Here is a 26,340-nt window from a genome sequence, read left to right as displayed (position 1 = left end):
TATGACAGGGTGTTCATTCTTCTTATTTGGTCACTGAGCTTAGACAATAATCTGTCACTATTAAATACTTACTGATGTTTTTTTAAGCAATTTATTATCCGGTCTGTGATATGTGTACCCTTTTTACAGGTTAAAATGTCGCTTATAGTGACAAGTTTGAGCGTCCAGGCTGTTTTTCATGGAAGTCCCGAAGCAGACACAAAACCATAGTCCGAAGCAGAAATCGCGCCAGACCCGAACCATCGCCATTACCGGCGGCAAAGGCGGTGTCGGCAAGACGACGGTGGCGCTTAACCTGGCCATCGCTCTTTCGGAACAGGGCCAGAAGGTGCTTCTGCTGGATGGCGATACCGATCTGGCCAACGTCAGCATCATGGTGGGCGCTTACCCTCAGCGTACGCTGGCCGATGTGGTGGCGGGCAGGTGCGCTATGCAGGACATCATCATGACAACCTATGGCGGGCTGGACCTGATTCCGGGCGCGTCGGGTGTCCAGGACTGCATGGAATTGTCGGAGCAGGGTGGCCTGGCTGTTCTGAGCGCTTTACACCAACTCGAGCACCGCTACGACACGGTTATCATCGATACTGCGTCCGGGCTGCAGGCTGTCGGTTTGCATATGCTCGCAGCCGCCGAGCTGGCGTGCCTGGTGGTCACTCCGGACCCGGCATCTCTGACCGACGCCTTTTCCCTGATGAAAGTGCTCAAGCGTCGGGGCTATCGCCGTACTCCGGCGGTGATCGTAAACATGGCTCAGGGCTCCAGCCAGGCTCGGTCGGTATTTCAGCGTTTCAATGGCGCCTGCCAGCGCCATCTTCAATGGTCCCTGCATTACCTCGGGGCGCTCTGGCGTGATGAAACTCTGCGCCAGTCGGTACTGGACCAAACGCCTGTAACGGTGCTCCCGGCTTCGGACCCTTCCTGCCGGCAGTTTCATTCGCTGGCAGAAATGTTGAGCGTCCATGTCGGAAGCCTGCCGCCCAGAAAGGCAGGCATTGCTGCCTACTGGTATCGCGTTGCCAAGCGCACTTCGGCGGTGGCAATGGATGGGGGGCAGGCACCCGTTGAAGAAACAACCGCCAGGCAGCATTGCCTGGAACTGATCGTGCAATTCGAGAAAGCCATGGCGTTGGTGCCTGACGATGCCATGCTCAGGTATGAGGCATTTACCCGTCTTTTTGCACTGTTGGGGCGCAGCCCGGATGCGGATACCGTGGAAATTTTGCAGACCAGCCTGGCCGCCATGAACTGGGAGCAGCTGCCGGCACCGGACCGATCCAATATGGCTCGTCATTTAAGGCATCTCGCTGATGAGTTAGCGCCGCGGCCGTCTGGAATAGCAGCCGCCACCGATAGCTGCAGTGGTCTGGATGGCCCGCTGTACGATCGTGTCAGTTTCGGGGAGCAGGAACAGCTCGTCCGCGCCCTTCGGGAAAAGCCGTCGAACGTCTCTCTGGATGATCTGCTGCAGGCACTGGTCGGCCAGGACAAAACCGGATTCTCGTGAGGGGCTTTCACGGGTTTTCGTGCTCGCCCGATGTGCCTTCTTAATTGTCATTTTATTAGCGTTTTGTGTGTCGTAATTTTGCAGTCTGTCACCCTGCTGTCACGTTTGTTGTGTGAGAATTAACCGATATCGTGGTTCGTGGCCCGCAATATGCAGTCACTCTGACAGGCGGTTGTAACAGGGAAGCAGTAACGAGGGGAAAGGGACATAGCCCGCCCGCAAAGTACTGGCCGGTGTCTGATCGGCATTAGTCATTTAAGAGAAGGAGTTCCACCATGGCAACACGGCAGGCTCATCATGCTGACGCTTCATCATCCAGGGTGCTTGGTCAGTTCAGGGGCAAGCGGGTTCTGATTACGGGCACAACCGGATTTCTGGGTAAGGTTGTGCTGGAAAAACTGATGCGGGCGGTGCCCGACATCGGGGGTATCTATCTTCTTATCCGTGGTAATAAAAGGCACCCGGATGCCCGCAGCCGCTTTCTTGATGAAATTGCTACGTCCTCGGTGTTTGACCGCCTGCGCGAGTCCGATCCAGAGGGCTTTGACGCCTTTCTTGATGAGCGTATTCACTGCATAACCGGCGAGGTCACTGAGCCGGCGTTTGGGCTGGATTCCGTGGCTTTCGGCAAGCTGGCCGCTGAACTGGATGCGGTCATCAACTCCGCTGCCAGTGTGAACTTCCGGGAAGAGCTGGATAAAGCGCTGACGATAAACACGCTGTGCCTGAACAATATCGCGGAGCTGGCGCGCAGGAATCCGCAGTTGGCGGTACTGCAAGTCTCTACCTGTTACGTCAATGGGATGAATTCGGGGCAAGTCACGGAATCGGTGATCAAGCCCGCAGGCGAGTCCATTCCCCGTTCGAGTCGCGGGTATTACGAAATTGAAGAACTGGTGCGCTTGCTGGAAGACAAGATCGCGGACGTGCGCTCACGTTACTCCGGAAAGGTTCTGGAAAAGAAGCTGGTCGACCTGGGTATCAGGGAGGCTAATCGTTACGGTTGGAGTGACACCTATACGTTCACCAAGTGGCTTGGCGAGCAATTGTTGATGAAGGCTCTGGATGGCCGTAGCCTGACCATTGTGCGGCCGTCTATCATCGAAAGCGCTCTGGAAGAACCTGCCGCCGGCTGGATTGAAGGGGTCAAGGTTGCAGACGCCATCATCCTGGCTTATGCCCGTGAAAAGGTCACATTGTTCCCGGGTAAACGGTCGGGCGTTATTGACGTTATTCCCGTTGATCTTGTGGCCAATTCAATCATTCTGGCGCTGGCCGAAGCGCTCGCGGAGCCGGGCAAACAGCGCATTTATCAGTGCTGCAGCGGTGGTTCTAATCCGATAACGCTGGGCGAGTTTATTGACCACCTGATGGCGGAGTCCAAAGCCAACTACGCGGCCTACGACCACCTGTTCTACCGGCAGCCGACCAAGCCCTTTGTCGCGGTGAATCGAGCGCTGTTTGATCTGGTGATCAGTGGCGTCCGGTTGCCCTTAAGTATCACCGACCGGGTTTTGAAACTTCTGGGTAACGGCAGTGATCTCAAATGGTTGAGAAACCTGGACACCACTCAGTCGCTGGCGGCAATCTTCGGGTTCTACACGGCGCCGGATTATATTTTCCGGAACGATGAATTGCTTGCGCTGGCCAGTCGCTCGGGTGAGGTGGACAAGGGGCTGTTCCCGGTTGATGCCCGAGCCATTGATTGGGAGGTGTATTTGAGGAAAATTCACCTGGCGGGGCTTAATCGTTACGCCCTGAAAGCCAGGAAGGTGTATCGCCTGAAATCCTTACGGCAGCGCAAACAAGCCGCCTGATCGTTTTTCTGCCCGACCGGCCCGGAGCAACCCCGCTCCGGGCCGCCCTTGCCAGTATTCTCTCTTTTGCTATTCCACGCTGACGAACTATGCTTTTTCTTGAGTGTCCGGATCGGTATTTTTCGGAACGTTTGAGCGTGATCGCCGCTGTTTCCGCCGTTTCTGGCGTGGTTTTACGGTTGTTCAGATATTCCGTTGGACGTTAGTCTAATTCATTGTGCAGTGGCACACATGTTGAACTACGGGTATCCGTCTTACCTGGGCGCGGTCCGCCCGTCCACCCTGAATCTAATAACCGATAACGACAACAGACTCTGAATAAGGGGGAGCACAATGACAGATAAACAGGTATACCCGGTGAGTCCGGAAGTGGCCGAAAGGGCACTGGTTTCCGGAGCACAGTACGAAGACATGTATCGCCAATCCGTAGAGCAACCCGACGTATTCTGGGGCGAGCATGGCAAGCGTATTGACTGGATCAAACCGTTTACCAAGGTTAAGAACAGCACCTACGATTACAATAACCTGTCCATCAAGTGGTTCGAAGATGGCGTATTGAATGCCTCGGCCAACTGCCTGGATCGCCACCTTGAGAAGCGTGGTGACCAGACCGCTATTATCTTCGAGGGTGATGACCCATCCGTGTCTCGCAATGTGACCTACCGCGAGCTATACGAAGAAACCTGTAAATTCGCCAACGTCCTGAAAGATCAGGGTGTGAAGAAGGGCGATGTCGTCACTATCTACATGCCGATGATTGTTGAAACGGCAGTCGCCATGTTGGCCTGCGCCCGCATCGGTGCCATTCATTCGGTTGTGTTTGGGGGCTTCTCTCCGGAAGCACTGGCGGCCCGTATTGCCAATGGTAAGTCCCGCTATGTGGTGACCGCGGATGAAGGTTTGCGCGGTGGCCGTGCGATCCCGCTGAAGAAAAACGTTGATGCGGCCCTGAAGCACGAGGGTGAAGCCAAGGTTGATCGCGTTATCGTGGTCACCCGCACGGGCAATGACCAGGTGCCCTGGAACGATGAGCGCGATGCGCGCTATGAAGATCTGATGAAAAATGCATCGGCCGAGTGTCAGCCGGAGCCCATGGGCGCGGAAGATCCGCTGTTCATGCTGTACACCTCTGGCTCTACCGGTGCACCGAAAGGTGTTCTGCACACCACCGGTGGGTACATGGTGTATGTTTCCATGACCCATCAGTATGTGTTCGATTATCACGATGGTGACGTTTACTGGTGTACGGCCGACTTCGGTTGGGTGACCGGCCACAGTTACATCCTTTACGGCCCGCTGGCCAATGGTGCCGTCACCGTTCTGTTTGAAGGCGTGCCGAACTACCCGGACAGCTCTCGGATGGGGCAGGTGGTTGACAAGCATAAGGTCAACATCCTCTACACCGCTCCTACAGCGATCCGCGCCCTGATGGCGGAAGGCGAATCCTGCATGAACGGCACCACACGCGAGAGCCTGAAGTTGCTGGGTTCCGTGGGCGAGCCGATCAACCCCGAAGCCTGGGAGTGGTACCACCGCGTGATCGGTAACGGCAAGTGCCCGATTGTGGACACCTGGTGGCAAACCGAAACCGGTGGCATCCTGATTTCGCCGCTGCCCGGTGCCGTAGATCTTAAGCCAGGCTCTGCAACCAAGCCGTTCTTTGGTGTGCAGCCGGCTCTGGTGGATAACGAAGGCAATATTCTGGAAGGCAAAACGGAAGGCAACCTGGTTATCCTGGACAGCTGGCCCGGCCAGATGCGCACCATTTACGGTGACCACGAGCGTTTCATCCAGACTTACTTCAGTACCTACAAGGGCATGTACTTCACTGGTGACGGCGCCCGCCGTGATGAAGACGGCTATTACTGGATCACCGGCCGTGTAGACGACGTGCTGAACGTATCCGGCCACCGCCTCGGTACGGCGGAGGTGGAGAGTGCGCTGGTTTCTCATGACAAGGTTGCCGAAGCGGCGGTTGTTGGCTATCCCCATGAGATCAAAGGACAGGGCATCTACGTTTACGTCACCCTGGTGCAAGGCGAAGAGCCTTCTGATGAACTGAAGAAGGAGTTGGTGCAGTGGGTTCGTAAGGAAATTGGCCCGATTGCCTCTCCGGATGTGATTCAGTGGGCACCTGGGCTGCCAAAAACACGATCTGGCAAGATTATGCGTCGGATTTTGCGTAAGATTGCCGCTAATGAGCACGATCAGCTTGGAGATACCTCCACGTTGGCTGATCCGGGCGTAGTGGATGAGCTGATCGACAGCCGGGCGTTCAAGTAACGCTGGCTGAAGACGGCCAATAACCTGTGAGGACTGTGTGGAATGACACAAACAATTATCGTCGCGGATGATCACCCGCTGTTTCGGGCAGCATTGAAACAGGCGGTCAATCAGGCGGTGCCGGATGCCGGAACGGTTGAAGTCGACAGCATCAAGGCACTGCAGGCGGCGGTAGAGGCAAACCCGGACGCTGACCTGATCCTGCTGGATCTCAACATGCCGGGTGCCCACGGCTACTCGGGCCTGGTGTTTATGCGTGGCCAGTACCCGGGTTTGCCCGTGGTGGTTGTGTCCGGCTCGGAAGACTTGCAGGTTATGCGCCGCTCGGTGGATTACGGTGCATCTGGCTTCATTCCCAAAAGCGCGCCGCTGCCGACCATTACCGAGGCCATTCAGGCGGTTCTGGAGGGCGATGTGTGGCTGCCGGAGGGTGTTGCCGACAAGATCGAGCGGATGCAGTCTGAGCCTACGGATTTCTCGGAACGCCTGGCGTCTCTCACGCCGCAGCAGTTCCGGGTGCTGGGTATGCTGGCCGAGGGGCTTCTGAACAAGCAGATCGCTTACGATCTGGATGTGTCGGAAGCCACCATCAAGGCCCACATCACCGCGGTGTTCCGCAAGCTGGGGGTTCGTAACCGGACTCAGGCGGTTATTGCCATTCAGCAGATGGAGTTGGATCCTTCGGAGCAGTCGCTTTCGGGGAGCTGAGATTGGGTTTTTGAATGATGCATTGAGAACGGGCGCCTTCGGGCGCCCGTTTTTTTGGTTTTGAGTTTTGGTGCAAGGGAGTCGGTTGGTGAGCTTTTCTGAAACACGCTGTGAATACCTCCCTGTACGCTCTGCTCCGCCATCCATGGCTCCGCAAGGTTTCAGAAAAGCTCACCAACCGACTCCCCCGAAGTCCTCCAGTTAATTTAGAGTACATACGTAATCTTTCGTCTGTGTGTTGGTTTATAAAAAACTTAATTGGACATTGTTTAGTTGACTTTGTTGGTATAGATTCGGCGCACATATGTACGCTGTAATTCTATTGCTAATATCGGTTCAACAAAATAAAGGTGGAACATGAACGCAGCAGTGAAACCGGAGTCGGCGGAGGCCGTCGTGTTTGGTAAGCCGGATGAGCGGGAGCTCCGCGACCGGATGAAGAAGGAGCTTCCCGCTGATACGTTCAAGGCGCAGACCTGGCGAGTGATCTGGTTTTTGCCGTTACAGGCAATCATCTGGGCCGGGTTGGCGACTATTCTGTTGGCAGGGCTGCCCTGGTACGCCAACCTGGGGTTGGGATTGCTGGTGGGGCATACCATTGGCTGCCAGGCGTTGCTGGCCCATGAGGTATTGCACGGTGCGCTGGGGATGAGCCGGAAGTGGCAGAACTTCTTCGGCTGGCTCGGCTTTGGACCGTATCTGGTGCCTCCCGAGTTCTGGCGTAAGTGGCACAATGTGGTACACCACGCCAACACCAACAGTGGCGATACCGATCCGGACAGCTTTGGTACGCTGCGCCGGTATAAAACCAATCCGGGCCAGAAGAAGTTCACCAAGCTGGCGCCAGGTTCCGGCACCTGGTACAGCTATCTGTTTCTGACCTACTCGTTTACTTTCCACGCGCAGCTGGTGCTTTGGGTGCAGGCCCGTCGCCGGAAGCAGTTCAAAGGTTTCAACCGTAAAGCGGCCATGGCGCAGGTGGTGGTTTGTCTGGCAGCCTGGGTTAGCCTGGCGGTTCTGTCCGGCCCTATGGCCGTGTTTACGGTTCTGGTTCCTTTCATGATGGCCAATGTATTGGGTCAGGCGTACATTCTGACTAACCACTTCCTGCGCCCGCAAACGCCAACGAACAATCCGCTGGATAACTCCATGAGTTTGCGTAGCAATCCGATCCTGGACCGGCTGCACTTCCGGTTCAGCCACCATATTGAGCACCATTTCTTCCCGAAAATGGGTCATAACAAGGCGCCCAGGGTCCGCAGGTGGCTGGAGCAAAACGAGCCGGAGCGGTACATGGCCATGCCTCACGGTACGGCGCTGAAGATGCTGTACACCACGCCCAGGGTCTACAAATCACCCACGGTACTGGTGGATCCCAACGACGAAAGCCGCGTTTTTGATTTGATGCCTTTGCAGACAAAATATTCGGCGGCTAATCGTTGATCCTGGGGCATTATCGGAACGGCATACTCGGAGGAGCGGATGACGGGTGACGCTCTCACAAACCTTGCGGAGCCATGGATGGCGGAGCAGAGCGTACAGGGATGTATTCACAGCGTGTTTGTGAGAGCGTCACCCGTTAGCCGCTCCGGGCTTTCAGCAAATCACGATATGTCCAGAGCGGCAATCTCCCGGGCTAACCAGCGTATCCGAATTCTTTGTTAACAAGGTTAAACAGCTCGCCATCACTGTGCCAGCGGTCAAAATTTTCCAGGAACTGATCTGTTAGCGCCCGTTTCCAGCCGATGAAATCGCCGGCCATGTGCGCCGTCATAATCACATTCTCCCGCTGCCAAAGCGGGTGATCTTCCGGTAGTGGCTCCTCCTCGAACACATCCAGTGCGGCGCCCGTAATCTCGCCGTCATCCAGGGCCTTGATCAACGCGTCGGTATTCACGATTGGCCCGCGCCCGATGTTGATCAACCGTGCGGTTTTCTTCATGGCGGCAAAGGCCTTGCCGTCAAACAGGCCTTCAGTCTGCGGGGTCAAAGGCGCGGCAATCACCACATAGTCAGCATGCCGCAGTTGGTCAAACAGCTGATCGTTACCGTGCACTGCATCAAAATCCGGATCAGTGCCCCTGCGTGTTCTGGCAATGCCGTGCGGGTGGAGGCCAATAGCTTTCACCAGTCTGCCAATCTGCCGGCCGATAGAGCCTGCTCCAACCACCAGAACCTGCTTGCCTTCTGCGCGCTCGGTGTCGCGGTGTTTCCATTTGTGCTTTAACTGCAGCCGGATCGACTGGGGAAAATCCTTGGCGAACATAAGTATGGTGCACAGCACGTATTCGGCAATCGTCCGGTCAAAAATGCCGCGGGCGTTGGTGACCGTGACATCGCTGTTAACAAGGGCCGGAAACATCAGCGCATCCACCCCGGCACTGGTGGCGTGAATCCACCTCAGGCGGTCTGCAACAGGCCAGGCAGCCTCGAGTGCCTCCGTTCGAAAGTCGGTCACCATCATCACATCGGTGCCGGGCAGGGTGTCCCTCAGGGTTTGTTCGTCACAGGCAAAACGCACTTCGGCCCTCGCTTTGACAGCATCGATCCCCGGCGGTGCGGGCTCGTTGGGGGCGGTGAGAACGGTGACAACCGGCTTTCGGGACTCTGTCATTTCAACTCCGGAGGATATCGGCTGGTTAAGGGTGCATCTACACAGTCTGGTAGCCGGTCCGGCTGTGGTCAAATCCGACTGTTTTCTTGTGTGCTCCGTTGTTCATGACTACGCTGCTTGTAAGCCCTTATTTTTACGCCGTAAGGAGGTGCATATGGCAGAATCCCCGAACAAGGACGCAGGCCAGACTACGCCGCGCAAAGTGAAGTATCGTAAGGCTAAGGCCAGCTGGAACCCCGCCATGCAGGCCATTCCTGTGTCCGGGATTCGCCGGCTGGTGAATATGGCCTCCACCATGAAAGATGTGATCCATCTTTCAATCGGGCAGCCCGACCTGCCCACGCCAAAACACATCATTGATGCCTATATAGACGCGCTGAATGCAGGCCAGACCGGTTACACCATGGATGCCGGCCTGCCGGAACTGCTGGTGGCACTGCGGGACTATTACGGTAAACGCTACAACCGCAAGCTGACGAGAGACAACATTCTGGTGACCAGTGGCGCCACCGAGGCTATGTATCTGGCTATTTCGGCCACTTCCGCCCCGGGGCGTCAGTTTATTGTGACCGATCCTTCGTTCCTGCTGTATGCACCCTTGATCCGCATGACCGGTGGCGAGGTGAAGTATGTACCTACCCGCGCGGAGAACAACCATCAGCTGGATCCGGACGAAGTGATTCGGGCCATGGGGTCGCGAACCTTCGCGCTGATTCTCAACAACCCGAACAATCCGACCGGTGCCGTTTACCCGCGTAGCACCGTGGAAACCATCCTGGAAGAATGCGCCTATCGTGGCATTCAGGTGTATGCCGATGAGGTGTATGACCACCTGATTTTTGATGACGACGATTTTGCCAGCGTCCTGAATTGCTCCACCGACCTGGACAACATTATGTGCATCAGCAGCTTCTCCAAAACCTATAGCATGGCGGGGCTGCGTATTGGCTGGGTGATCGCCAGTCAAGCGGCGATCAAATCCCTGCGCCGATACCATATGTTTACCACCTCGGTTGCCAACACGCCGTCCCAGTTTGCCGGGGTTGCGGCGCTGACCGCCGATCAGAAGTGCGTAAACGACATGGTGGATATCTATCGGGAACGCCGGGATAAAGTGGTCGAGTTGATTGACCAGACACCTTATCTGACCGGCTATAAGCCGGGCGGTGCGTTCTTCGCGTTCCCGGACTTGCCGCCCCATGTGGATGGCTCGGATGTGGCGCTGCGAATGCTCAAGGAAACCGGTGTGTGCGTTGTGCCGGGGGATGCCTTCGGCGAAAGCTGCACCAATGCGCTCCGGTTCAGTTTCTCCACCACTTGTGAGCGCATGGATGAGGCCTTTGGCCGGATCATTCCCTGGATGGCAAAGCAGCAGTTCTGATACAGGAGTTTAAGTTGTCAGTCCTCAGGAGATGCCGCAGTATAGTTGCACTTCTGAGGAAACTGACTGGTGATGGAAATGATCAAGCCTGTTCTGCGTTTGATAACGCTTTTTTCAATTGTGATGGCGAGCGGCTGCGCGAGCTTGTCCCCCTATGCCATTTCTGAGGGCGAGATTGAGCGGCATCTGCAGGATGTCGTTGCCCAATACGATCGCAATCAGCTGAAAAGCGGCTCGCCGCTGAGTCTCAGTCTTTCCGATGCGGACATTACCCTGGGCCCGGACGGTCGTGATGTGGCGGTGATTGATCTGAAGGGGCAGGTTGCCTTAAATGCACTGATGGCCAAGCTTCCTGTCGATCTTGCCTTGAAAGTGGAAGGTGCGCCGGTCTATGACAGCCAGGAAAAAGCCATATACATTCGTCGCCTGCAATTGCTGGAAAGCTCCATCGATTCGCCGTTCTTCAAGGGCGACCTGGCACCGGTGACGGATACCGTGATGCGGGTTGTGGCTCAGATGCTGGAAACCATGCCGGTTTACCGGCTGGATGAAGCCGATCCGACCCAGCGCCTGTTCGGCCTTGTGCCGATGGATATTCGCGTTGCGCCGGGCCGCATCGAGTTCGTAATGGCTGAATAGTCCTCAGGCGGTAGCCTTGAGTGCCTCCTCAAAGATACCGGTAGCTTCATCCACCTGTTGCTCATTGATGATCAGCGGTGGCAGCCAACGCACAATTTCCTGGTAGGGGCCGCAACGTAACATCAGCAGGCCCCGTTTCTCGCATTCTTTGAGAATGTTGCCTGCGCGCTCGCCGTCCGGGCAGTCACCACGACGCATTTCAACGCCCACCATCAGGCCCATGCCGCGGATATCGGCCATCTCAGGGTAGTCTTTTTTCAGGGCATCCAGGTTGTCCCTGAGGCGTTTGCCCATGCGGCCGGCATTGTCGACCAGCCCTTCTTCGCGGATGACATCAATAGTGGCGATGGCAGCCGCAGCAGCAACGGCGTTGCCGCCGTAAGTGCCACCCTGAGAGCCTGGCCAGCCCTTGGCCATGGTCTCTTCCGATGCCGCTAATGCAGAAATGGGGAAGCCGCTGGCCAGGCCTTTGGCGATCATGATGGCATCGGGTGTGACGCCGAAATGCTCGTGGGCCCAGAATTTGCCACTTCGACCGAAGCCGGCCTGAACTTCATCGAATACCAGCATGATGCCGTGCTTGTCACAGCGTTCCCGCAGGCCTTGCATGAAGCGGGTATTGGCCGGCACGTAGCCACCTTCGCCCTGCACTGGTTCAATCAGCATGGCGGCGGTTTCCTTGGGGGCGGAGTAGGTCACAAAGATCCGATCCAGCTCCTTCAGGCAGAAGTCGGTGGCTTCCTCGAGGCTCCAGCCATAGTGGAAGGCGTGGGGAAAGGGCGCGACGACCACGCCACCCATCATCGGGCTGACGCCGGCACGCAAGCCAACACTGGATGTAGTCAGTGAAAGCGAACCCATGGTGCGACCGTGAAAGCCACCATGGAAAACGATGATGTTCGGGCGGCCTGTCGCCTGGCGTACCAGCCGGATGGCGCCTTCCGCCACCTCGGTGCCGGCGTTGGAAAAGAAAAACGCATTGAGCGGGTCCGGGGTCAGCTCTCCGAGTTTCTCGGCAAGCTCCAGTAACCGTGGATTCATAACCGTTGTCGCCTGGGCATGAATCATTGTGGCCACCTGTTTTTGGGCAGCTTCAACGACCTTGGGGTGGCAGTGGCCGGTACTGGTTACGCCGATCCCGGAAGTGAAGTCCAGATACCGGCGGCCATCCGGATCAATAATATAGGCGCCTTCGCCTTTGGCGGCGGTGATGCCGGTAGCCTGCTTCAGCAGGGGAGAAAGTTTGCCTTTGTGGTCGGTCATTGACACCTCCCGGAGTGAATTGAAAAAGCTCAGTTTCAGCCTAGTCAGGCGGTTAGCCGTTTACAAATGGCATCGCCGATTTCTCGCGTGCTTCGTTGCTCGTTGCCTTTCTCGGCGAGGTCGGCCGCCACTGCGTCGAATAGCTCCTTTCCGGCCTGCGCCAACATGGGTTCGTTTCTTCCCAGCCAGTCGAGCATGCGCGCGGTGGTAAACAGCATCGCTGTGGGGTCAGCAATACCCTGTCCGGCAATGTCCGGCGCACTGCCGTGGGTGGGCTCGAACATTGACGGTTTGCCGGGGTCCGTGGGGTTGAGATTACAGGACGGGGCTACGCCCATGCCGCCGGAGAGTACCGCCGCCAGATCGGTCAGAATGTCGCCCTGCAAGTTGCTGGCAACCACCACATCAAAAGCCCAGGGGCACTGAACAAACTTCATGCAGGCGGCGTCCACCAGTTCGTGGTGGGTGGCGACATCCGGATATTCCTCGCTGAGCTCTGCGAAGACATCGGTATACATGTCGCCCCAGTGGCGTAACGCATTGCGTTTGGTGATCAGGCACACCTGACTTTCGCAAGAGCGACCATCCAGGGTTGAAAACGTTCGGGTTCGGCCCTGCTGCTTGCGCTCTTCGGCACGTTTCCGGGCCTGGTCGAAGCCATAGCGGATGATCCGCTCGGTGGCCCTCCGAGTGAACACTTCCATCTGGGTGGCGACTTCATCTGGCGTGCCCTGGCGCAGACGGCCACCCTGGCTGACATACTCCCCTTCGCTGTTCTCCCGTATGACCAGCATGTCGATGTCTTTGGCCCGGTCATCCTTGAGGTATTGCCGCGCGCCCGGAAGCAGTCGGGCAGGGCGTTCGCACACCCATTGATCAAAACCTTTGCGCATGTCGAGTAGGGGCGCCAGTGACACGCTGTCGGTCAGCAAATACCGGTTGGTGTCGTGAATCGGTCCCGGATCGCCCAATGCGCCCAGCAGGATCGCATCGTAGTGTCCGAGTTGCTCAAGGGCATCCGCAGGCCAGCTTTCGCCGTGTTCTTCATGCCATGCGTGTGAAGGCCAGGGAAAGCGCGTCCATTCCAGTGCCAGTTCGTGCTTTGCGCGCAGGGTTTCCAGGCAACGAACGGCTTCTGCCACGACTTCGGGACCGATGCCATCACCGGGAGTCACTGCTATGCGGGTGGTCTGGGCCATTCCCTAACCTCCTTGGAGCTATGTGTGTGGTTCTGTTCAACAAAATCAGTGTAGTCACAGGGGCCACAGATGCCAGCGGTGACCGGCTTTATAAATTCACGATGTTTTACCGAACTGCGGTTGATCGCTATAGTGGAACGCAGGTGAATCTTTTAAGCTGCCTCCAAATGAATTTATTGGTATGTCGGAGCTTGTGTGAATAGACCGGAAGTGCTTTTTGACGAGTCGCATTGCGAGCAGTGTGCCTGTGGCAGCGGGCTGGATTTTTCATTCAGCTTTGCCTTTCAGCCCATCGTGGACGCGGAGACTAAAACCGTCTACGCCTACGAGGCGCTGGTCAGAGGCACCAATGGCGAAGGTGCCATGAGTGTGCTGTCGAATGTGAACGAGCATAACCGCTATTCCTTTGACCAGATTTGTCGGGTCAAAGCAGTGAAGCTGGCGGCCCGTCTGGACATGCAGCCAATGCTCAGTATCAATTTTATGCCCAATGCGGTGTACAAGGCTGAGTACTGTATTCGCACCACTCTGGCGGCAGCCAAAACGTACAATTTCGATACCAGAAAAATCATTTTCGAGATGATCGAGAATGAGGACCTCAGCTCCGTCGAGCATCTGGCCGCGATCATTGAAGCTTATCAGTCGATGGGGTTCAGCACGGCCATTGACGACTTTGGTGCCGGGTATTCCCGATACAACATCATGATGTTGAGCCCTCCGGATATTCTGAAGCTGGATATGGCGTTGGTGCGGAACATTCACGAAGAGCCTAACAAGCAGGCGGTCGTTTTGGGCATTATTACCATGATGCGCCACCTGGGTGGGCGGATTGTGGCCGAAGGTGTCGAAACCAAAGAAGAGTATTTCTGGTTGCGCTCCCAGGGCATCACTCTTTACCAGGGTTACCTGTTCGCCAAGCCGGGTTTTGAGTGCCTGCCCGAGCCCGTGTTCCCCGATTGATTACCTGACTACAGGATGTCCAAGTGCTCTACCGGATTGTCACGCTTATTGGCGCGCTCGTGTTTGTGGTTGCCCTGTTTGGCTTGCTGTGGTTCCTCTGCAAAAAGTTCCTTGAGCATCACGGCGTGGAAGATCAGGTTTCAGGCCGGGCGACGGTTCTGGCGACCTGGACGTTTGCCGGCATCGCGGTTGGCCTTGTGTTTGCAGTGGTTGGCGCCTTTGTGCTTGGCCCCTGGGCGTTCTATCGAACCCTGAGGGGCCATGATGTGAACATTTCCGATGGCGCAGCTGTTTGGTGGGGTTTCGGAATCGTGGCGCTGTCCCTGGGCGCTATAGCTGCCGGATTTATGGGCTTTCTGATGTTGGTTGGCGCCTACTGACCCCGGGCAGGCTGCGCAGCAAGTCCCGAAACCACACGAGCGCTGGCTCTCTTTCATACGCTTTGTGCCAGTATAGGTGCACGTCAATTGACGGCATCTCGGCAGGCGTGCTCAACACGTCAATATCGGCGCGTTCGGCAATGATCCGGGCATAGGTTTCCGGCATGGTGAGCAGCAGGTCGGAGCTTTCCACCACCCGGCAGGCGGCGTAGTAATGTTGGCAGCGTAGCCGGATATTGCGCTGCACACCGTGGCGCGACAGCGCAAAATCCTCAATACCCGGCCCCTCGGTACGAGACGAAACCAGAACGTGCTTTGCTTCCAGGTAGGCGGGCATATCCAGCCCTTCGCGTATCAGTGGGTGATCATTGCGTGCCAGTACAACCATTCTGTCCTGCTGAAGCAGTTCATGGCTGGTTTGGTTACTCACCGGCAGCAGCACATCAATCGCAAAATCCAGTTTGCCTGCGGCTAACTGGGTTTCCATCTCTCTCCTTGCAACTCGCTGGCTGACAATTTCCATGTCTGGGTAAGGCGCCAGCTTGTTCATCAGCTGGGGTAAAAAGGTGGATTCCAGAACATCCCGTAAGCCCAGTGCATAGGTTTTGCGCTGACTGGCCGGGTCAAAGGCATGGAACTGATTCACCGCACTCTGCACCTGGGTCAGTCCGGGGCGCATGGACTCCAGAAATCGCCGGGCCAGAGGCGTAGGCACCATCTGATTGCCCTGTCGGGTAAAAAGCGGGTCATCAAAATGATCCCGCAGCCGAGCCAGGGAATGGCTCACGGCCGGCTGGGTCAGGTGCAATGCCTTGGCGGCGCGGGTCAGGCTACCCTCCCGATATATGGTGTCGAACACATGCAGCAGGTTCAGATCCAGGCGATTCAGGGCCATATGAACGTCCGTTATCCCAATAAGTGGAGGTAATGATAAACGATAAGAACAATTCAGTCGCGTAATAGCGCAATGACTCCTAGACTGTTTGGCATCTGATCAAAAGTGCGCCCCGAACGGGGCAGGCAAGCGCGAGGAGCTGCACCATGGATTTCAACATTTCCGAGAAAGGCCAGGACTACCTCAAGCGCGTGAAGCAGTTCATGCGTGACGAGATCTTCCCCATCGAAGAGCAGTATCACAAAGAGCTGGCCTCTTTGGAAAACCGCTGGGTAGTGCTGCCGATCATCAAAGAGCTGAAAGAAAAGGCGAAGGCCCAAGGCCTGTGGAATATGTTCTTCCCGGATGACAAGTACGGCTGTGGCCTGCTTAACTCTGACTACGCCCTGATTGCCGAAGAAACCGGCCGCAGCTTCATCGCCCCGGAAATCTTCAACTGCAACGCGCCAGACACCGGCAACATGGAAGTGCTGATCCACTATGGTTCCGAAGAACAGAAAGCCCAGTGGCTGCCGAAAATCATGAGTGGCGAAGTACGCTCTGCCTTCTGCATGACCGAACCGGCCGTAGCTTCCTCCGACGCCACCAACATGGAAGCCACTGCCACCGTTGAAGGCGATGACGTGGTCCTCAATGGCCGTAAATGGTGGAGCACCGGCATCGGCCATCCAGACTGCAAAGTCGCCATCTTTATGGGCGTTACTGATCCAGACGCGCAGAAACACCGCCGCCATTCCATGGTGCTGGTGCCCCTGGACACCCCGGGCATCACCATCGAACGCATGATGCCGGTATTCGGCGCCTACGATGAGCCCTACGGCCACGGCCAGGTACTGTTCGAAAACGTGCGCCTGCCCAAGAGCGCCATTATCGCCGGCCCCGGCCGCGGCTTCGAAATCGCCCAGGGCCGCCTTGGCCCGGGCCGTGTACACCACTGCATGCGCGCCATCGGTGCTGCCGAACGCACTCTGGAGATCATGATTAAACGCGCCATGACCCGCGAAGCCTTCGGCCGCCCGATCGCCAAGCTGGGTGGCAACCCGGACATCATCGCTAATGCCCGTATGAACATCGAGCAGGCGCGGTTGCTGACTCTGAAATGTGCCTGGGCGCTTGATACCAAGGGCATCATGGGTGCGTTGCAGGAAGTTTCCATGATCAAGGCCGTGGTGCCTGCGATGCTGCAGCAGATTGTCGATGATGCGATTCAGATCCACGGCGGCGCCGGGGTCAGCGATGACGATTTCCCGCTGACGGCATTGTTCGGTTACGCTCGGGTATTAAGGCTGGCCGATGGCCCGGACGAAGTGCATCGGGCTATGGTGGCTCGACTGGAACTTCGGAAGTATAAGTCCTGATTATGGGCTTGGGTGCTTTGGTTCGCCTGGCCTCTTGATTGGGCGTGGGGTGCCGGCGGGGTGGGGCTTCTGAAACACGCCGTGAATACGTCCCTGTAGGCTCCGCTCCGCCATCCATGGCTCCGCAGGGTTTCAGAAGCCCCACCCCGCCGGCACCGTTCTGAACATTGGTGATGGATTGCGAGCAAAGAAATTCTGAACAGCGTACTGAGGTGATCGGGAGCTGATGTCGGGTAGCACTCTCCAAAACCTTGCGGAGCCATGGATGGCGGAGCAGAGCGTACACGGATGTATTCACAGCGTGTTTTGGAGAGTGCTACCCGACAGCAGCTCTTACTCTAATGAAAAAGAACGTGAACTCCCAAACATAACGGAGAGAAACACCGATGACACAGCGAGTATTTATAACCGGCGGGGCCAGTGGTCTGGGCCGGGCTATTGCATTGCGGTACGCCAAAGAAGGCGCGAAAGTCTGCATTGGGGACATTAACCCGGAGCAGGGCGTGGCCGTTGAGGCGGAATTGAACAAGGCTGGCGGTGAAGGCTACTTCGTTGAGTGCGATGTTCGTCGACTGAGTGACTTCGAGAAAGTCCGGGACGACCTGGTCAAGAAGTGGGGTGGGGTAGACGTTGTGGTCAACAACGCCGGCGTTGCCTCCGCTGGATCCATTGAGGACACCACCATTGGTGACTGGGAGTGGATTCTTGATATCAACGTTCTGGGTGTGGTCCGTGGCTGCAAGGCGTTTACGCCGCAGTTCAAGCAGCAAGGCTCCGGCGCCTTCGTTAACGTCGCCTCCATGGCCGGCCTCATGCTGGCGCCCCTGATGGACAGCTACAACGTCTCCAAGGCCGGCGTGATTGCCCTCTCCGAAACCCTCAGCCAGGAGCTGCGGGATTCCGGCATCCACGTCAGCTGCGTTTGCCCCGCGTTTTTCCAGACCAACCTGACCAGCACCATGCGCTCAGACATTCCCGGTATCCAACAGAACGTCAACAAACTGATGAAGCGCTCAAGCATTACCGCCGAAGACGTGGCCGAGGACGTATTCCGGAGCGTAAAGGACAAAGATTTCTGGGTGCTGCCCCACGCCAAAGAGCGCCGTATGTGGATCCTCAAGCGCCATGCGCCCTGGGCGTTTGACTGGTTGATGCACCAGGAAACCAAGCGCTGGATGGGTAAGATGGGCGGCAAGGCCTGAGTATCAGGCCAGCTCATAGAATCACAGGAGAGATTGAATGACACAGATCGACCAGGCCGTAGATATTCGGGAAGGCGAGGAACTGGACATCAACGTTGTTGATCAGTTCATGAAACAGGCCATTCCCGGCCTCGCCGGCCAGCCGACCATCAAACAGTACCCCGGTGGAGCGTCCAACCTGACCTATCAGGTGGATTATGGCGACCAGTCCTACGTGTTGCGTCGGCCGCCGCTGGGCAAGATTGCCAAGTCCGCCCACGACATGCTGCGCGAAGCGCGGGTGATGGAGGCGCTCAAACCGGTCTATCCCTATGTGCCAAACATCATCGCAATTTGCGAAGATCACAGCGTGCTGGGTTGTGATTTCTATGTGATGGAACGGCTCAAGGGCATCATTCTGCGTCAGGATTTCCCAAAAGATTTTGAGCTCAGCGAAGCAGACACCCGCAAACTGTGCCTGAACGTGATCGACAAACTGGTCGATTTGCACACCGTTGATGCCAAGGCCGCTGGCCTGGATAAACTGGGCAAGGGTGCGGGTTATGTGCAGCGCCAGATTGGCGGCTGGAGCGATCGTTTTCGCAAAGCCCGCACCGACGATGTGGGCGATTTTGAGGAAGTGATGGCCTGGTTGAATGACAAGATGCCAGACGACATCGCCCAGGTGGTCATCCACAACGACTTCCGTTTTGACAACGTGGTGCTCAATCCTGATAACCCATTTGAAGTGATCGGCGTGCTGGACTGGGAAATGGCCACCATCGGTGACCCGCTGATGGACCTGGGCAACAGCCTGGCGTACTGGATTGAGGCGGACGACGAAGGCCCGTTCCAGATGCTGCGGCGCCAGCCCACTCACCGTCCAGGCATGCTGACCCGCAAGGAAGTGGTGGCTTATTACATGGAGAAATCCGGCTTCCGCGCGGATAATTTTGATTTCTATGAGATCTACGGCCTGTTCCGGCTGGCGGTCATTGTTCAGCAGATCTACTACCGTTTTTATCATGGTCAGACCAAAGACAAGCGCTTTGCCGCTTTTGGCCATGCTGCCAACTACCTTGAAAAACGTTGCCAACGGCTGATCAGCGAGAGCGCCCTGTAATGGCTACCATTTATCTGGTGCGCCACGGCCAGGCCAGTTTTGGCAAAGAAAACTACGACCAGCTTTCGCCAAGAGGCTGGGAGCAGGGCAAGATTCTGGGCCGCTGGCTGAGCGACAAGGTAACGCCGGGTGCGATTTTTGGCGGCAACCTGCAGCGCCACAGGGAAACCGTTGAGGCCATCACCACCGGTTATGGCTCAACCCTGCCGGATATGCAGGTGCTGGAGGGCCTGAACGAGTTTGATCACGTGCAGGTAGTCGAGCGGTTTCGCCCTGAGTGGGCAGACAAGCAGGTGATGGCCCGGGATCTGGGGAGTTTCCCGAAACCGGCGAAAGCGTTTCAGCAAGCGTTCGAGCAAGCCGTGGCCCGCTGGGTCAGTGGTGAGCACGACCACGACTATGCGGAGTCCTGGCAGGACTTCCGTGCCCGGGTGAATGCCGCCCTGAATCAGTTGGTCGGTATGGCCGACGGCGCGGACATCATCGTCTCTACCTCCGGCGGCCCCGTCGCGGTGATCGCCCAGCAGTTGCTGGAACTGTCTGATCGTAAGGCGCTGGAGATGAACAGCGTTATTGCCAACACCAGCGTGTCTCGCATTCTTTATTCCGGCCCCCGGCGCAGCCTGGCCGTGTTCAATAACTATAGCCACCTTGAGGCGGAAGACCCCGCCCTGGTGACATTCCGATAAGCTGAGGGAACTCCATGAGCAACAAAAATCTGTTTGATCTGACCGGCAAAGTCGCCCTGGTAACCGGTGCCAGCCGCGGTATCGGCGAAAGCATCGCACGCACTCTGGCGGACCATGGCGCGCATGTAATTGTCAGTAGTCGCAAGATCGATGGTTGCGAAGCCGTGGCCAGCAGCATCCGGGCAGATGGCGGCAGCGCCGAGGCCTTTGCCTGTCACATTGGCGAGATGGATCAGATCGAAGCCGCCTGGGAGCATATTGCCAAGACTCATGGCAAACTCGACATCCTGGTTAACAACGCCGCCGCTAACCCGTATTTTGGCCCGGTGGAAGACACCGATCTGGGTGCCTTCAACAAAACGGTTGATGTGAATATTCGCGGTTACTTCTTCATGTGTGCCCGTGGTGCCCAGTTGATGAAGAAAAACGGTGGCGGCTCCATCGTCAACGTGGCGTCAGTTAACGGCGTCAACCCCGGCCACTTCCAGGGCATCTACTCAGTGACCAAGGCGGCGGTGATTTCCATGACCAAATCCTTTGCCATGGAGCTTGGCCAACAGAACGTGCGGGTGAATGCCTTGTTGCCGGGCCTGACCGACACCAAGTTTGCCAGCGCCCTGACCACCAACGAGGCCATCAAAAAGCAGGCTATGGCCCACATTCCGATGAAGCGGGTGGCAGATCCGGACGAGATGGCTGGTACCGTACTTTATCTGGTGTCTAACGCCTCCAGCTACACCACCGGAGCCTGCATTAACGCCGATGGCGGTTACCTGACCATCTAGCCATCGCATACGCAAAAAAGGGCCGGAGTGACGATGTGTCTCTCGGCCCTTTTTGTCTGTTTTTTTTTAGGGACGGAATCAAGAGCAGGTCAGAACCGTAAAATCTCCATTCAGGTCACTGGCTTTGGCTTGCAGGTGTTGCGTGTGCTGTTGATCTCCGGTTTGCAGAAGGTCGTGCATCAGGTCCGCCATAGCGTTTTGGCTCTCCTTCATCATGGCCTGATACTCCGGCCCGCGGGCTCGCTCCGGATTCACAATCAGTTCTTCAAGGAGGTATGGAAAGGCCGGGTCGTTCCGACGGTCCAGGGCCGCGAGAAACGCCTGTTGCCAGTTCTCACGGCTTTCTAGCCAGACCTCGGTCTGGCGGCCGCGATCGGCGGACCATTGTTGAACGCGTGTAAGCTGCTTGTCGTTCAGGCTGCCCAGCCAACGCTCCACTCGCTCTGCTGTGCGTTCCGCTCTGGCCCTTGCCGTTGCTTCGGGAGTGCCAGCGAGCATGTCCTGCTCGAGTTCTTGCTGGCCTTGCTCCATGTTCCGGGCAAGTTCTGCAACCTGCTCATCGCTCAGTGTCTTCAGAAGGTTGACAGCAACCGGCGCGGCTTCTTCAAGCAACGTTGGTACAAACGCCATTAACTGCTGCTGATGGTAGTGAATGGTCTCGACATCCGGGGTGCCGTCGGCGATATCTGCTTCCAGTTCGTCCAGCCATGCGCTGTAGCGGGGAAGCTCTGCTGCGCAGTGCCACTCACGGAGGGCGTTGAGGTCGCGGTTGAGGGTATCTTCCTGATCGCTGGTCAGCGTCACATAATCTTCTACCCACCAGACAATACCCCAATCGGCATAGCGGTAGGCCAGTGTGGTGGAGCTGCAGCCGGCCAGAAACAGCATGATCAGAGCTGAAATGATCACAAGTGTGTGCCGAAACAATCGCTGGTTCACTGGTTAGTCTCCCTGGAACAGTGATGCCTCTCGGTAAAAAGCCGTATGGAAAAACCTTGCATGCTTACTAAACTGGTTCAGGTTAGTACCAGCACGCAGTCCTTCTATACATACTACGCAGTGGCTGGCAATTCAGATTCAGCTCCTTTCAGTCTCGCTCAGGGAACCCGGATGTCAAAATTCACTATTGCCCGTGCTCGTCGTTTTGTCTTCTCGTTGTATATGTCCGGCATTATGTCGCTGATGATGTCCGGCATCATTACGTTGATTAATACCGGCCTGACCGCCGGTTTTTTTACCCGTTGGGGCGGGGCGTTTGCTGTTGCATGGGCGGTGGCTTTCCCGCTTGTGATATTTATTGCTCCGTTCGCAGGCAAAATGGCAGACGCCACGATTGAGCGGTTTTCAGGCCATGACAGCTCCGACTGATGTGGTTGAATTTGGGCGTTCGGCTCACATTTGTACGCTTAACTGTAAAATTCTGTAAATCCATCTTCTGATCCTCTCCGTAAGTTGCTTCGACGCATTATTCATGGACTGAACTAATGCAGGTTTGAACCAGTTAACGCTAAGCAACCTTACTAATGATGCGAGGATAAGAAATAATGAAAACGTTCGTAGCTTTACCGGTTTTGTTAGCTGGCTCAGTGATGTTGGCTGGCTGCTTCGACGGCGATAACGATGCGGCTGAGGTGAACGCCAGCGTGCGAATTCTGCATGCATCGCCCGATGCCCCGGCGGTTGATATTGCGGTTGATGGAGACGTGATTCTGACCGGAGTGGCGTTCCAGCAGGGTACCGGTTACCTCTCGCTTGCGGCAGGTCAGCGAGAAGTTAGTATTCTGGTGGGAGGAACGGAAATACTGAGCGAAGTTTTTGCTCTGGATGCCGGAAGCTCCTACTCGATTATTGCCCAGGGGCCGGCGGCCTCTCTGGCCCTGAAACCACTTGATGAAACAGCGCGCCGTTCGAACGGAACCATCGACGTCACCGTTGTACACGCTTCCCCGGCGGCTGGTGAGGTGGATGTCAGCGTGACCGCGCCCAGCGACACGCTTCCGACCACGCCGACACTGGACAATGTGCCCTTTGGTGCAGATGCCACGCTGGAATCTGTAGTCGGTGGCGACTACCGCGTAAGGGTGACCCCGGGTGCTGGGGGTGACGTCGTCTATGATTCCGGTACTCTGCCGGTTGCTGCGGATGTGACTGCGGTTGCTGTGAACAGCACCAAAGGCGCGTCTCCAGTATCACTTCTGGTGTGGGCGGATTCCGATACACCGATAACGACGGTGCTGGATGACAGTGCGGAAGTCCGGATTGTCCACGCGGTAGACGCAGTTACTGTTGATGTCTATGCCGGTGGAGCCTTGCTGCTTGAGGACTTTGCCTATCAAACAGATACCGGCTACGTGAAAGTGAAATCGGGCGCTCTGGATGTGGCGGTCGCTCCGGCTGATCAAGGTATAGGCAATGCTGTTGCTTCGCTGTCCGGCACCCTCGATCTTGAGCGAGGCGAGTCCTACACCGTGATTGCGGCAGGGGATGTTAATAAGCTGCCTGAAACGCGCTTGATCGTGCTGGTGGATGAACGTGAGTTTAATTCTGATACCGAAGGTAAGGTGCGCCTGGTGCATGCCTCGTCAGCAAGTGCTGCAGATCCCGTTGATATCTATGTAGTAGCGTCGGGTGCTGCGGTCAGCGGTGATCCTGCTTTCGCCGATGTGGTGTTCGGGCAGGATACCGGCTACGTGAGCCTGCCTGCTGCCACTTACGATGCGGTGATTGCGGCTGACGGCACAACTGCACCGGCGGTGCCCAATACCGCGGGCCTGGCGATTGGTGCCGGAGACATCTTTACCGGTATCGCGATTGGAGATGCCAGTGGTCTCGACGCAATAGTGCTTGATGATCGCCGGTAAAGGGTTGTGAACTGAGGTCTAAGACAGCTCCGGCTTCGGCCTGGGCTGTTTTTTATTGTACGGACGAGGTTGCGGGTCCGGACTGTGACAGCGATGTACCCACTGGCGGCTGAAAGTGCAGGGAATGCAGCACCCGGTCCAGCACCGCCCCGCCGTTCCAGGCGGGGTCGTTATTGACCATTCCGATCACTGCCCAGGTGGTGTTGTTGTCATCCCGGGCGAAGCCCGCAATCGAGCGCACGTCTTCCAGATAGCCGGTTTTAATCCGGCCTTCCCCTTCCATGCCGGTATTCCTCAACCGCCGGGCCATGGTTCCGTCCATGGCAATGATGGGCATGGAGGCCATTAAGTCCGATGCATAGCGACTGTTCCATGCGTGCAGCAGAATCTGAGCGCCCTGGCGCGCGGTAATCCGCCCATGGCGGGTAAGCCCTGCGCCGTTATCGATCACCATGCCGGCCGTGTTAATGCCTTTACCTTCGAGCCATTCGTAGATGGCTCGAATACCGGCAACACGGTCGTCCTGCTCTTCTTCATTGCGTAATTCTGCGCCGATGGTCAGCAGCATCTGCCTGGCCATCACATTGCTGCTCCACTTATTGATGTCCCGCACCATGGTCACCAGGTCAGGCGAGGTTGTGCGCATCACAAGGCGGGCCGTTTCGGGTGCCTTGGCGAACCGGTCGCCGCCGCTGACGATGATGCCAAGCTCCGAGAGCACAGAGCGTACGGTTGATGCAGAGTAGCGATCCTGTGGCAGTAGTGATAAGTAACTGGTGGTACGGCAGCCTTGAGGTAATTCGCCGCTGACGCGTACCGTGACCCGTTGGTCGTCGTGAAACACTGGCTGCCAGGTGAACTGCCGGCGGGAAGGGCAGGGGCCTTCGGGAACGGCGGTCACCCGGTTATCAATGGATATTTCGCTCAGATTGGGCGTCGTCCAGGCCTGAGTGCCGCGTTCATCGGCCCGGACCTGGAAATGGAGCAAGTTAAGGTTGGTGAGGTAACCTGAGGGCTCCACCAAAAACGGTGCATAAGGGTTGCTGCCATTGTCTTCGAATACCGGGAACCCGCCGTCCACACGGAAATAACTGCCATCCAGAACCAGGTCACCTTCAATGCGATTGATGCCCATGTCCCGAAGTTCGCGCAAGGTGCTCCAGAGTCGTTCATGGGTCAACTTGGGATCGCCGCCAAACTGCACGTAAAGATTGCCTTTGAGCGTGTCGCCAATCATCTGACCATCAGTCAGGAAGTCGGTGTTCCAGTGATGTGTGGGGCCCAGTAACTCCAGCGCTGCATAGGTGGTGACCAGCTTCATTATGGAGCCCGGGCTCATCAGTTGGTCAGCGTTTACATACTGCTCGATGCCCGGTCCGTTCAAGGGGATCGCGGCTACGCTCAGAGCATCATCCTTGTTCAAAGACTTTGCCGCGTAATCCCGAATTTCGGATGCCCACAGTCTGGATTTCGAAAAGGCGCTCTCTGTGGCCACGCTGTCTTCGGCAAGCGCAGGGTGTACGGCCAGTGAACCGATCATGGCCAAAGCCACAACCCGTTGTTTTTTTGCGGTAAGTAACCGTTGCAGACGAATCATAGCCCGTAAACCCTGCAGCTTCATGCCCTGAACCTGTTATTGGTATCTATCACTACAATAGCTCATCCTTTGAGTTTGTACTATGCAGAAAAGTGATACATGACGTTAAAAAGTGACGTTAGGTGCATTGTTTCTGTTGAGTTTTTGTGACATCCAGTGAGTGCCTTTCAGAATCATGGAGTTACCGTGACTTTGTTGGCTCGGCCCCAGAGCCAATAGCGAATCCGATAAGTGTGGGACAATGCCGGCCACACTCATTAACAGAGGGAATGAATCATGTTCCGAACCCTGAAACACCAGGTCAATGTGCTTGAATCGGTGGCGACATCATCCTTTTCAGCCTGGCGGGGGTGCCTCGTGGTCAAACCCGTCGTTCAACCTGAAAAACCGATCATTCTTTACGATATCGAAGCCTGTCCATATTGCCGCAAGGTTCGTGAAGCGTTGACCGCTTTGCATCTGGACGTGGAAATTCGTCCGTGTCCGAAAGGCGGTCGTTTGTTCCGGGAGCAGGCTGAGACCCAGGGGGGCAAAAAACAGTTCCCGCTACTGAGTGATGAGAATACCGGTCGGCTGATCTATGAGTCGGATGCGATTGTCGAGTACCTTTTCCGTCAGTACGCCAATCGCTCTGTGCCTGGCTATTATCAAGGCACATCCTGGAAGACGGCGCTTGGCGCCGCAGGCTCTGGTGCCAGCGAGTTGCGCGGTATGCGCGCCCAGCCGGCAAAACGCCCGGCGCAGGCGTTGCATTTATGGAGTTTTGAAGGCAGTCCATTTTCGCGTCTGGTGCGTGAGAGGCTGTGTGAATACGAATTGCCCCATACCTTGCACAACCTGGGTAAGGAGCACTGGACGGAAATCGGGCCCGCGGTTCAGCGGATCAAGCCGGGCCCATACCAGCCAAAGCAAGGTGGTAAGCGCGATGCCTTCTTTCAGGAGCACGGGCGGGTTCAGGTGCCTTACCTGGAAGACCCCAACACCGGTGTGAAGCTGTTTGAGTCTGCCCGGATTCTGGCCTATCTAACCAAAGAGTACGCTATGTAAGCCGGTGGTCTTTGCCGGCTCGGGGTGGCATTCCCGCTCCGAGCCGGTATGAT

General features: G+C 56.6%; 23 protein-coding genes. 17 read left to right on the top strand and 6 right to left on the bottom strand.

The window, feature by feature from the left end; translation table 11 throughout:
• Window positions 1-178: 178 nt before the first annotated feature.
• From QPL95_RS12500 to QPL95_RS12480, 5 genes are all read left to right on the top strand, one after another.
• The gene (locus tag QPL95_RS12500) at window positions 179-1,507 is read left to right on the top strand and encodes an AAA family ATPase (protein WP_303291318.1); all 1,329 of its coding nucleotides are present in this window, start codon (window positions 179-181) and stop codon (window positions 1,505-1,507) included.
• A 275-nt stretch (window positions 1,508-1,782) separates the two neighbouring features.
• Window positions 1,783-3,324 carry a fatty acyl-CoA reductase gene (locus tag QPL95_RS12495; RefSeq protein WP_303291317.1) on the top strand — a complete coding sequence of 514 codons (1,542 nt, stop codon included), beginning with the start codon at window positions 1,783-1,785 and terminating at the stop codon, window positions 3,322-3,324.
• A gap of 333 nt (window positions 3,325-3,657) precedes the next feature.
• Entirely contained in the window at window positions 3,658-5,607 is a 1,950-nt protein-coding gene (gene acs, locus QPL95_RS12490) for an acetate--CoA ligase (protein WP_303291316.1), read from the top strand.
• A gap of 42 nt (window positions 5,608-5,649) precedes the next feature.
• Complete coding sequence (locus QPL95_RS12485; protein WP_303291315.1) at window positions 5,650-6,315, top strand: response regulator transcription factor; 666 nt, start codon at window positions 5,650-5,652, stop codon at window positions 6,313-6,315.
• A gap of 357 nt (window positions 6,316-6,672) precedes the next feature.
• Window positions 6,673-7,758 (top strand): acyl-CoA desaturase, encoded by a 1,086-nt coding sequence (locus tag QPL95_RS12480; protein WP_303291314.1) that lies wholly within the window; start codon window positions 6,673-6,675, stop codon window positions 7,756-7,758.
• Window positions 7,759-7,951: 193 nt separating this feature from the next.
• Here QPL95_RS12480 and QPL95_RS12475 read toward each other — a convergent pair whose 3' ends face one another.
• Entirely contained in the window at window positions 7,952-8,929 is a 978-nt protein-coding gene (locus tag QPL95_RS12475; protein WP_303291313.1) for a D-2-hydroxyacid dehydrogenase, read from the bottom strand.
• A 154-nt stretch (window positions 8,930-9,083) separates the two neighbouring features.
• Here QPL95_RS12475 and QPL95_RS12470 point away from each other — a divergent pair, with 154 nt between their 5' ends.
• Together QPL95_RS12470 and QPL95_RS12465 are read left to right on the top strand one after the other, a co-directional pair.
• A complete protein-coding gene (locus QPL95_RS12470) occupies window positions 9,084-10,310 on the top strand; it encodes a pyridoxal phosphate-dependent aminotransferase (RefSeq protein WP_303291312.1) in 1,227 nt (408 codons plus the stop codon).
• A gap of 78 nt (window positions 10,311-10,388) precedes the next feature.
• Window positions 10,389-10,949, top strand: coding sequence for a DUF1439 domain-containing protein (locus QPL95_RS12465; RefSeq protein ID WP_303291529.1), 561 nt, complete (start codon window positions 10,389-10,391; stop codon window positions 10,947-10,949).
• A 3-nt stretch (window positions 10,950-10,952) separates the two neighbouring features.
• Here QPL95_RS12465 and QPL95_RS12460 read toward each other — a convergent pair whose 3' ends face one another.
• Complete coding sequence (locus QPL95_RS12460; RefSeq protein ID WP_303291311.1) at window positions 10,953-12,212, bottom strand: aspartate aminotransferase family protein; 1,260 nt, start codon at window positions 12,210-12,212, stop codon at window positions 10,953-10,955.
• Between the two features lie 44 nt (window positions 12,213-12,256).
• Complete coding sequence (locus QPL95_RS12455) at window positions 12,257-13,411, bottom strand: isocitrate/isopropylmalate dehydrogenase family protein (RefSeq protein WP_303291310.1); 1,155 nt, start codon at window positions 13,409-13,411, stop codon at window positions 12,257-12,259.
• A 195-nt stretch (window positions 13,412-13,606) separates the two neighbouring features.
• Here QPL95_RS12455 and QPL95_RS12450 point away from each other — a divergent pair, with 195 nt between their 5' ends.
• Together QPL95_RS12450 and QPL95_RS12445 are read left to right on the top strand one after the other, a co-directional pair.
• Window positions 13,607-14,371: an EAL domain-containing protein gene (locus QPL95_RS12450; protein ID WP_303291309.1), complete on the top strand. Its 765-nt coding sequence runs from the start codon at window positions 13,607-13,609 to the stop codon at window positions 14,369-14,371.
• A gap of 23 nt (window positions 14,372-14,394) precedes the next feature.
• On the top strand, window positions 14,395-14,751 hold the full coding sequence (locus QPL95_RS12445) for a hypothetical protein (protein WP_303291308.1): 357 nt from the start codon (window positions 14,395-14,397) through the stop codon (window positions 14,749-14,751).
• Here the strand turns inward: QPL95_RS12445 and QPL95_RS12440 are convergent.
• Window positions 14,717-15,646, bottom strand: coding sequence for a LysR family transcriptional regulator (locus QPL95_RS12440; RefSeq protein ID WP_303291307.1), 930 nt, complete (start codon window positions 15,644-15,646; stop codon window positions 14,717-14,719). The genes QPL95_RS12445 and QPL95_RS12440 overlap by 35 nt on opposite strands.
• A gap of 146 nt (window positions 15,647-15,792) precedes the next feature.
• Between QPL95_RS12440 and QPL95_RS12435 the strand changes: the two genes are divergently transcribed.
• From QPL95_RS12435 to QPL95_RS12415, 5 genes are all read left to right on the top strand, one after another.
• Complete coding sequence (locus QPL95_RS12435; protein WP_303291306.1) at window positions 15,793-17,004, top strand: acyl-CoA dehydrogenase family protein; 1,212 nt, start codon at window positions 15,793-15,795, stop codon at window positions 17,002-17,004.
• Window positions 17,005-17,390: 386 nt separating this feature from the next.
• Window positions 17,391-18,206, top strand: a complete 816-nt coding sequence (locus tag QPL95_RS12430) for an SDR family oxidoreductase (protein ID WP_303291305.1) — start codon at window positions 17,391-17,393, stop codon at window positions 18,204-18,206.
• 37 nt (window positions 18,207-18,243) lie between these two features.
• On the top strand, window positions 18,244-19,308 hold the full coding sequence (locus QPL95_RS12425; RefSeq protein ID WP_303291304.1) for a phosphotransferase family protein: 1,065 nt from the start codon (window positions 18,244-18,246) through the stop codon (window positions 19,306-19,308).
• Window positions 19,308-19,997, top strand: coding sequence for a histidine phosphatase family protein (locus tag QPL95_RS12420; RefSeq protein ID WP_303291303.1), 690 nt, complete (start codon window positions 19,308-19,310; stop codon window positions 19,995-19,997). The genes QPL95_RS12425 and QPL95_RS12420 overlap by 1 nt, the downstream gene beginning before the upstream one ends.
• A gap of 14 nt (window positions 19,998-20,011) precedes the next feature.
• Window positions 20,012-20,782, top strand: coding sequence for an SDR family oxidoreductase (locus QPL95_RS12415; RefSeq protein ID WP_303291302.1), 771 nt, complete (start codon window positions 20,012-20,014; stop codon window positions 20,780-20,782).
• A 78-nt stretch (window positions 20,783-20,860) separates the two neighbouring features.
• On the opposite strand, the gene QPL95_RS12410 is transcribed toward QPL95_RS12415, so the two are convergent.
• Complete coding sequence (locus QPL95_RS12410) at window positions 20,861-21,721, bottom strand: DUF6279 family lipoprotein (protein WP_303291301.1); 861 nt, start codon at window positions 21,719-21,721, stop codon at window positions 20,861-20,863.
• 60 nt (window positions 21,722-21,781) lie between these two features.
• On the opposite strand from QPL95_RS12410, the gene QPL95_RS12405 reads away from it, so the two are divergent.
• Complete coding sequence (locus QPL95_RS12405) at window positions 21,782-22,150, top strand: DUF2798 domain-containing protein (protein WP_303291300.1); 369 nt, start codon at window positions 21,782-21,784, stop codon at window positions 22,148-22,150.
• A gap of 176 nt (window positions 22,151-22,326) precedes the next feature.
• A complete protein-coding gene (locus QPL95_RS12400; RefSeq protein WP_303291299.1) occupies window positions 22,327-23,643 on the top strand; it encodes a DUF4397 domain-containing protein in 1,317 nt (438 codons plus the stop codon).
• 52 nt (window positions 23,644-23,695) lie between these two features.
• Here QPL95_RS12400 and dacB read toward each other — a convergent pair whose 3' ends face one another.
• On the bottom strand, window positions 23,696-25,240 hold the full coding sequence (gene dacB, locus QPL95_RS12395; RefSeq protein WP_303291528.1) for a D-alanyl-D-alanine carboxypeptidase/D-alanyl-D-alanine-endopeptidase: 1,545 nt from the start codon (window positions 25,238-25,240) through the stop codon (window positions 23,696-23,698).
• A gap of 276 nt (window positions 25,241-25,516) precedes the next feature.
• Between dacB and QPL95_RS12390 the strand changes: the two genes are divergently transcribed.
• On the top strand, window positions 25,517-26,287 hold the full coding sequence (locus tag QPL95_RS12390; protein WP_303291298.1) for a glutathione S-transferase N-terminal domain-containing protein: 771 nt from the start codon (window positions 25,517-25,519) through the stop codon (window positions 26,285-26,287).
• Window positions 26,288-26,340: the final 53 nt, after the last annotated feature.

Source organism: Marinobacter sp. SS5-14b (genome assembly GCF_030541005.1).
Lineage (GTDB): Bacteria > Pseudomonadota > Gammaproteobacteria > Pseudomonadales > Oleiphilaceae > Marinobacter.
The sequence above is the reverse complement of the archived record's forward strand: the minus strand, read 5'-3'. Positions and strand labels throughout refer to the sequence as shown.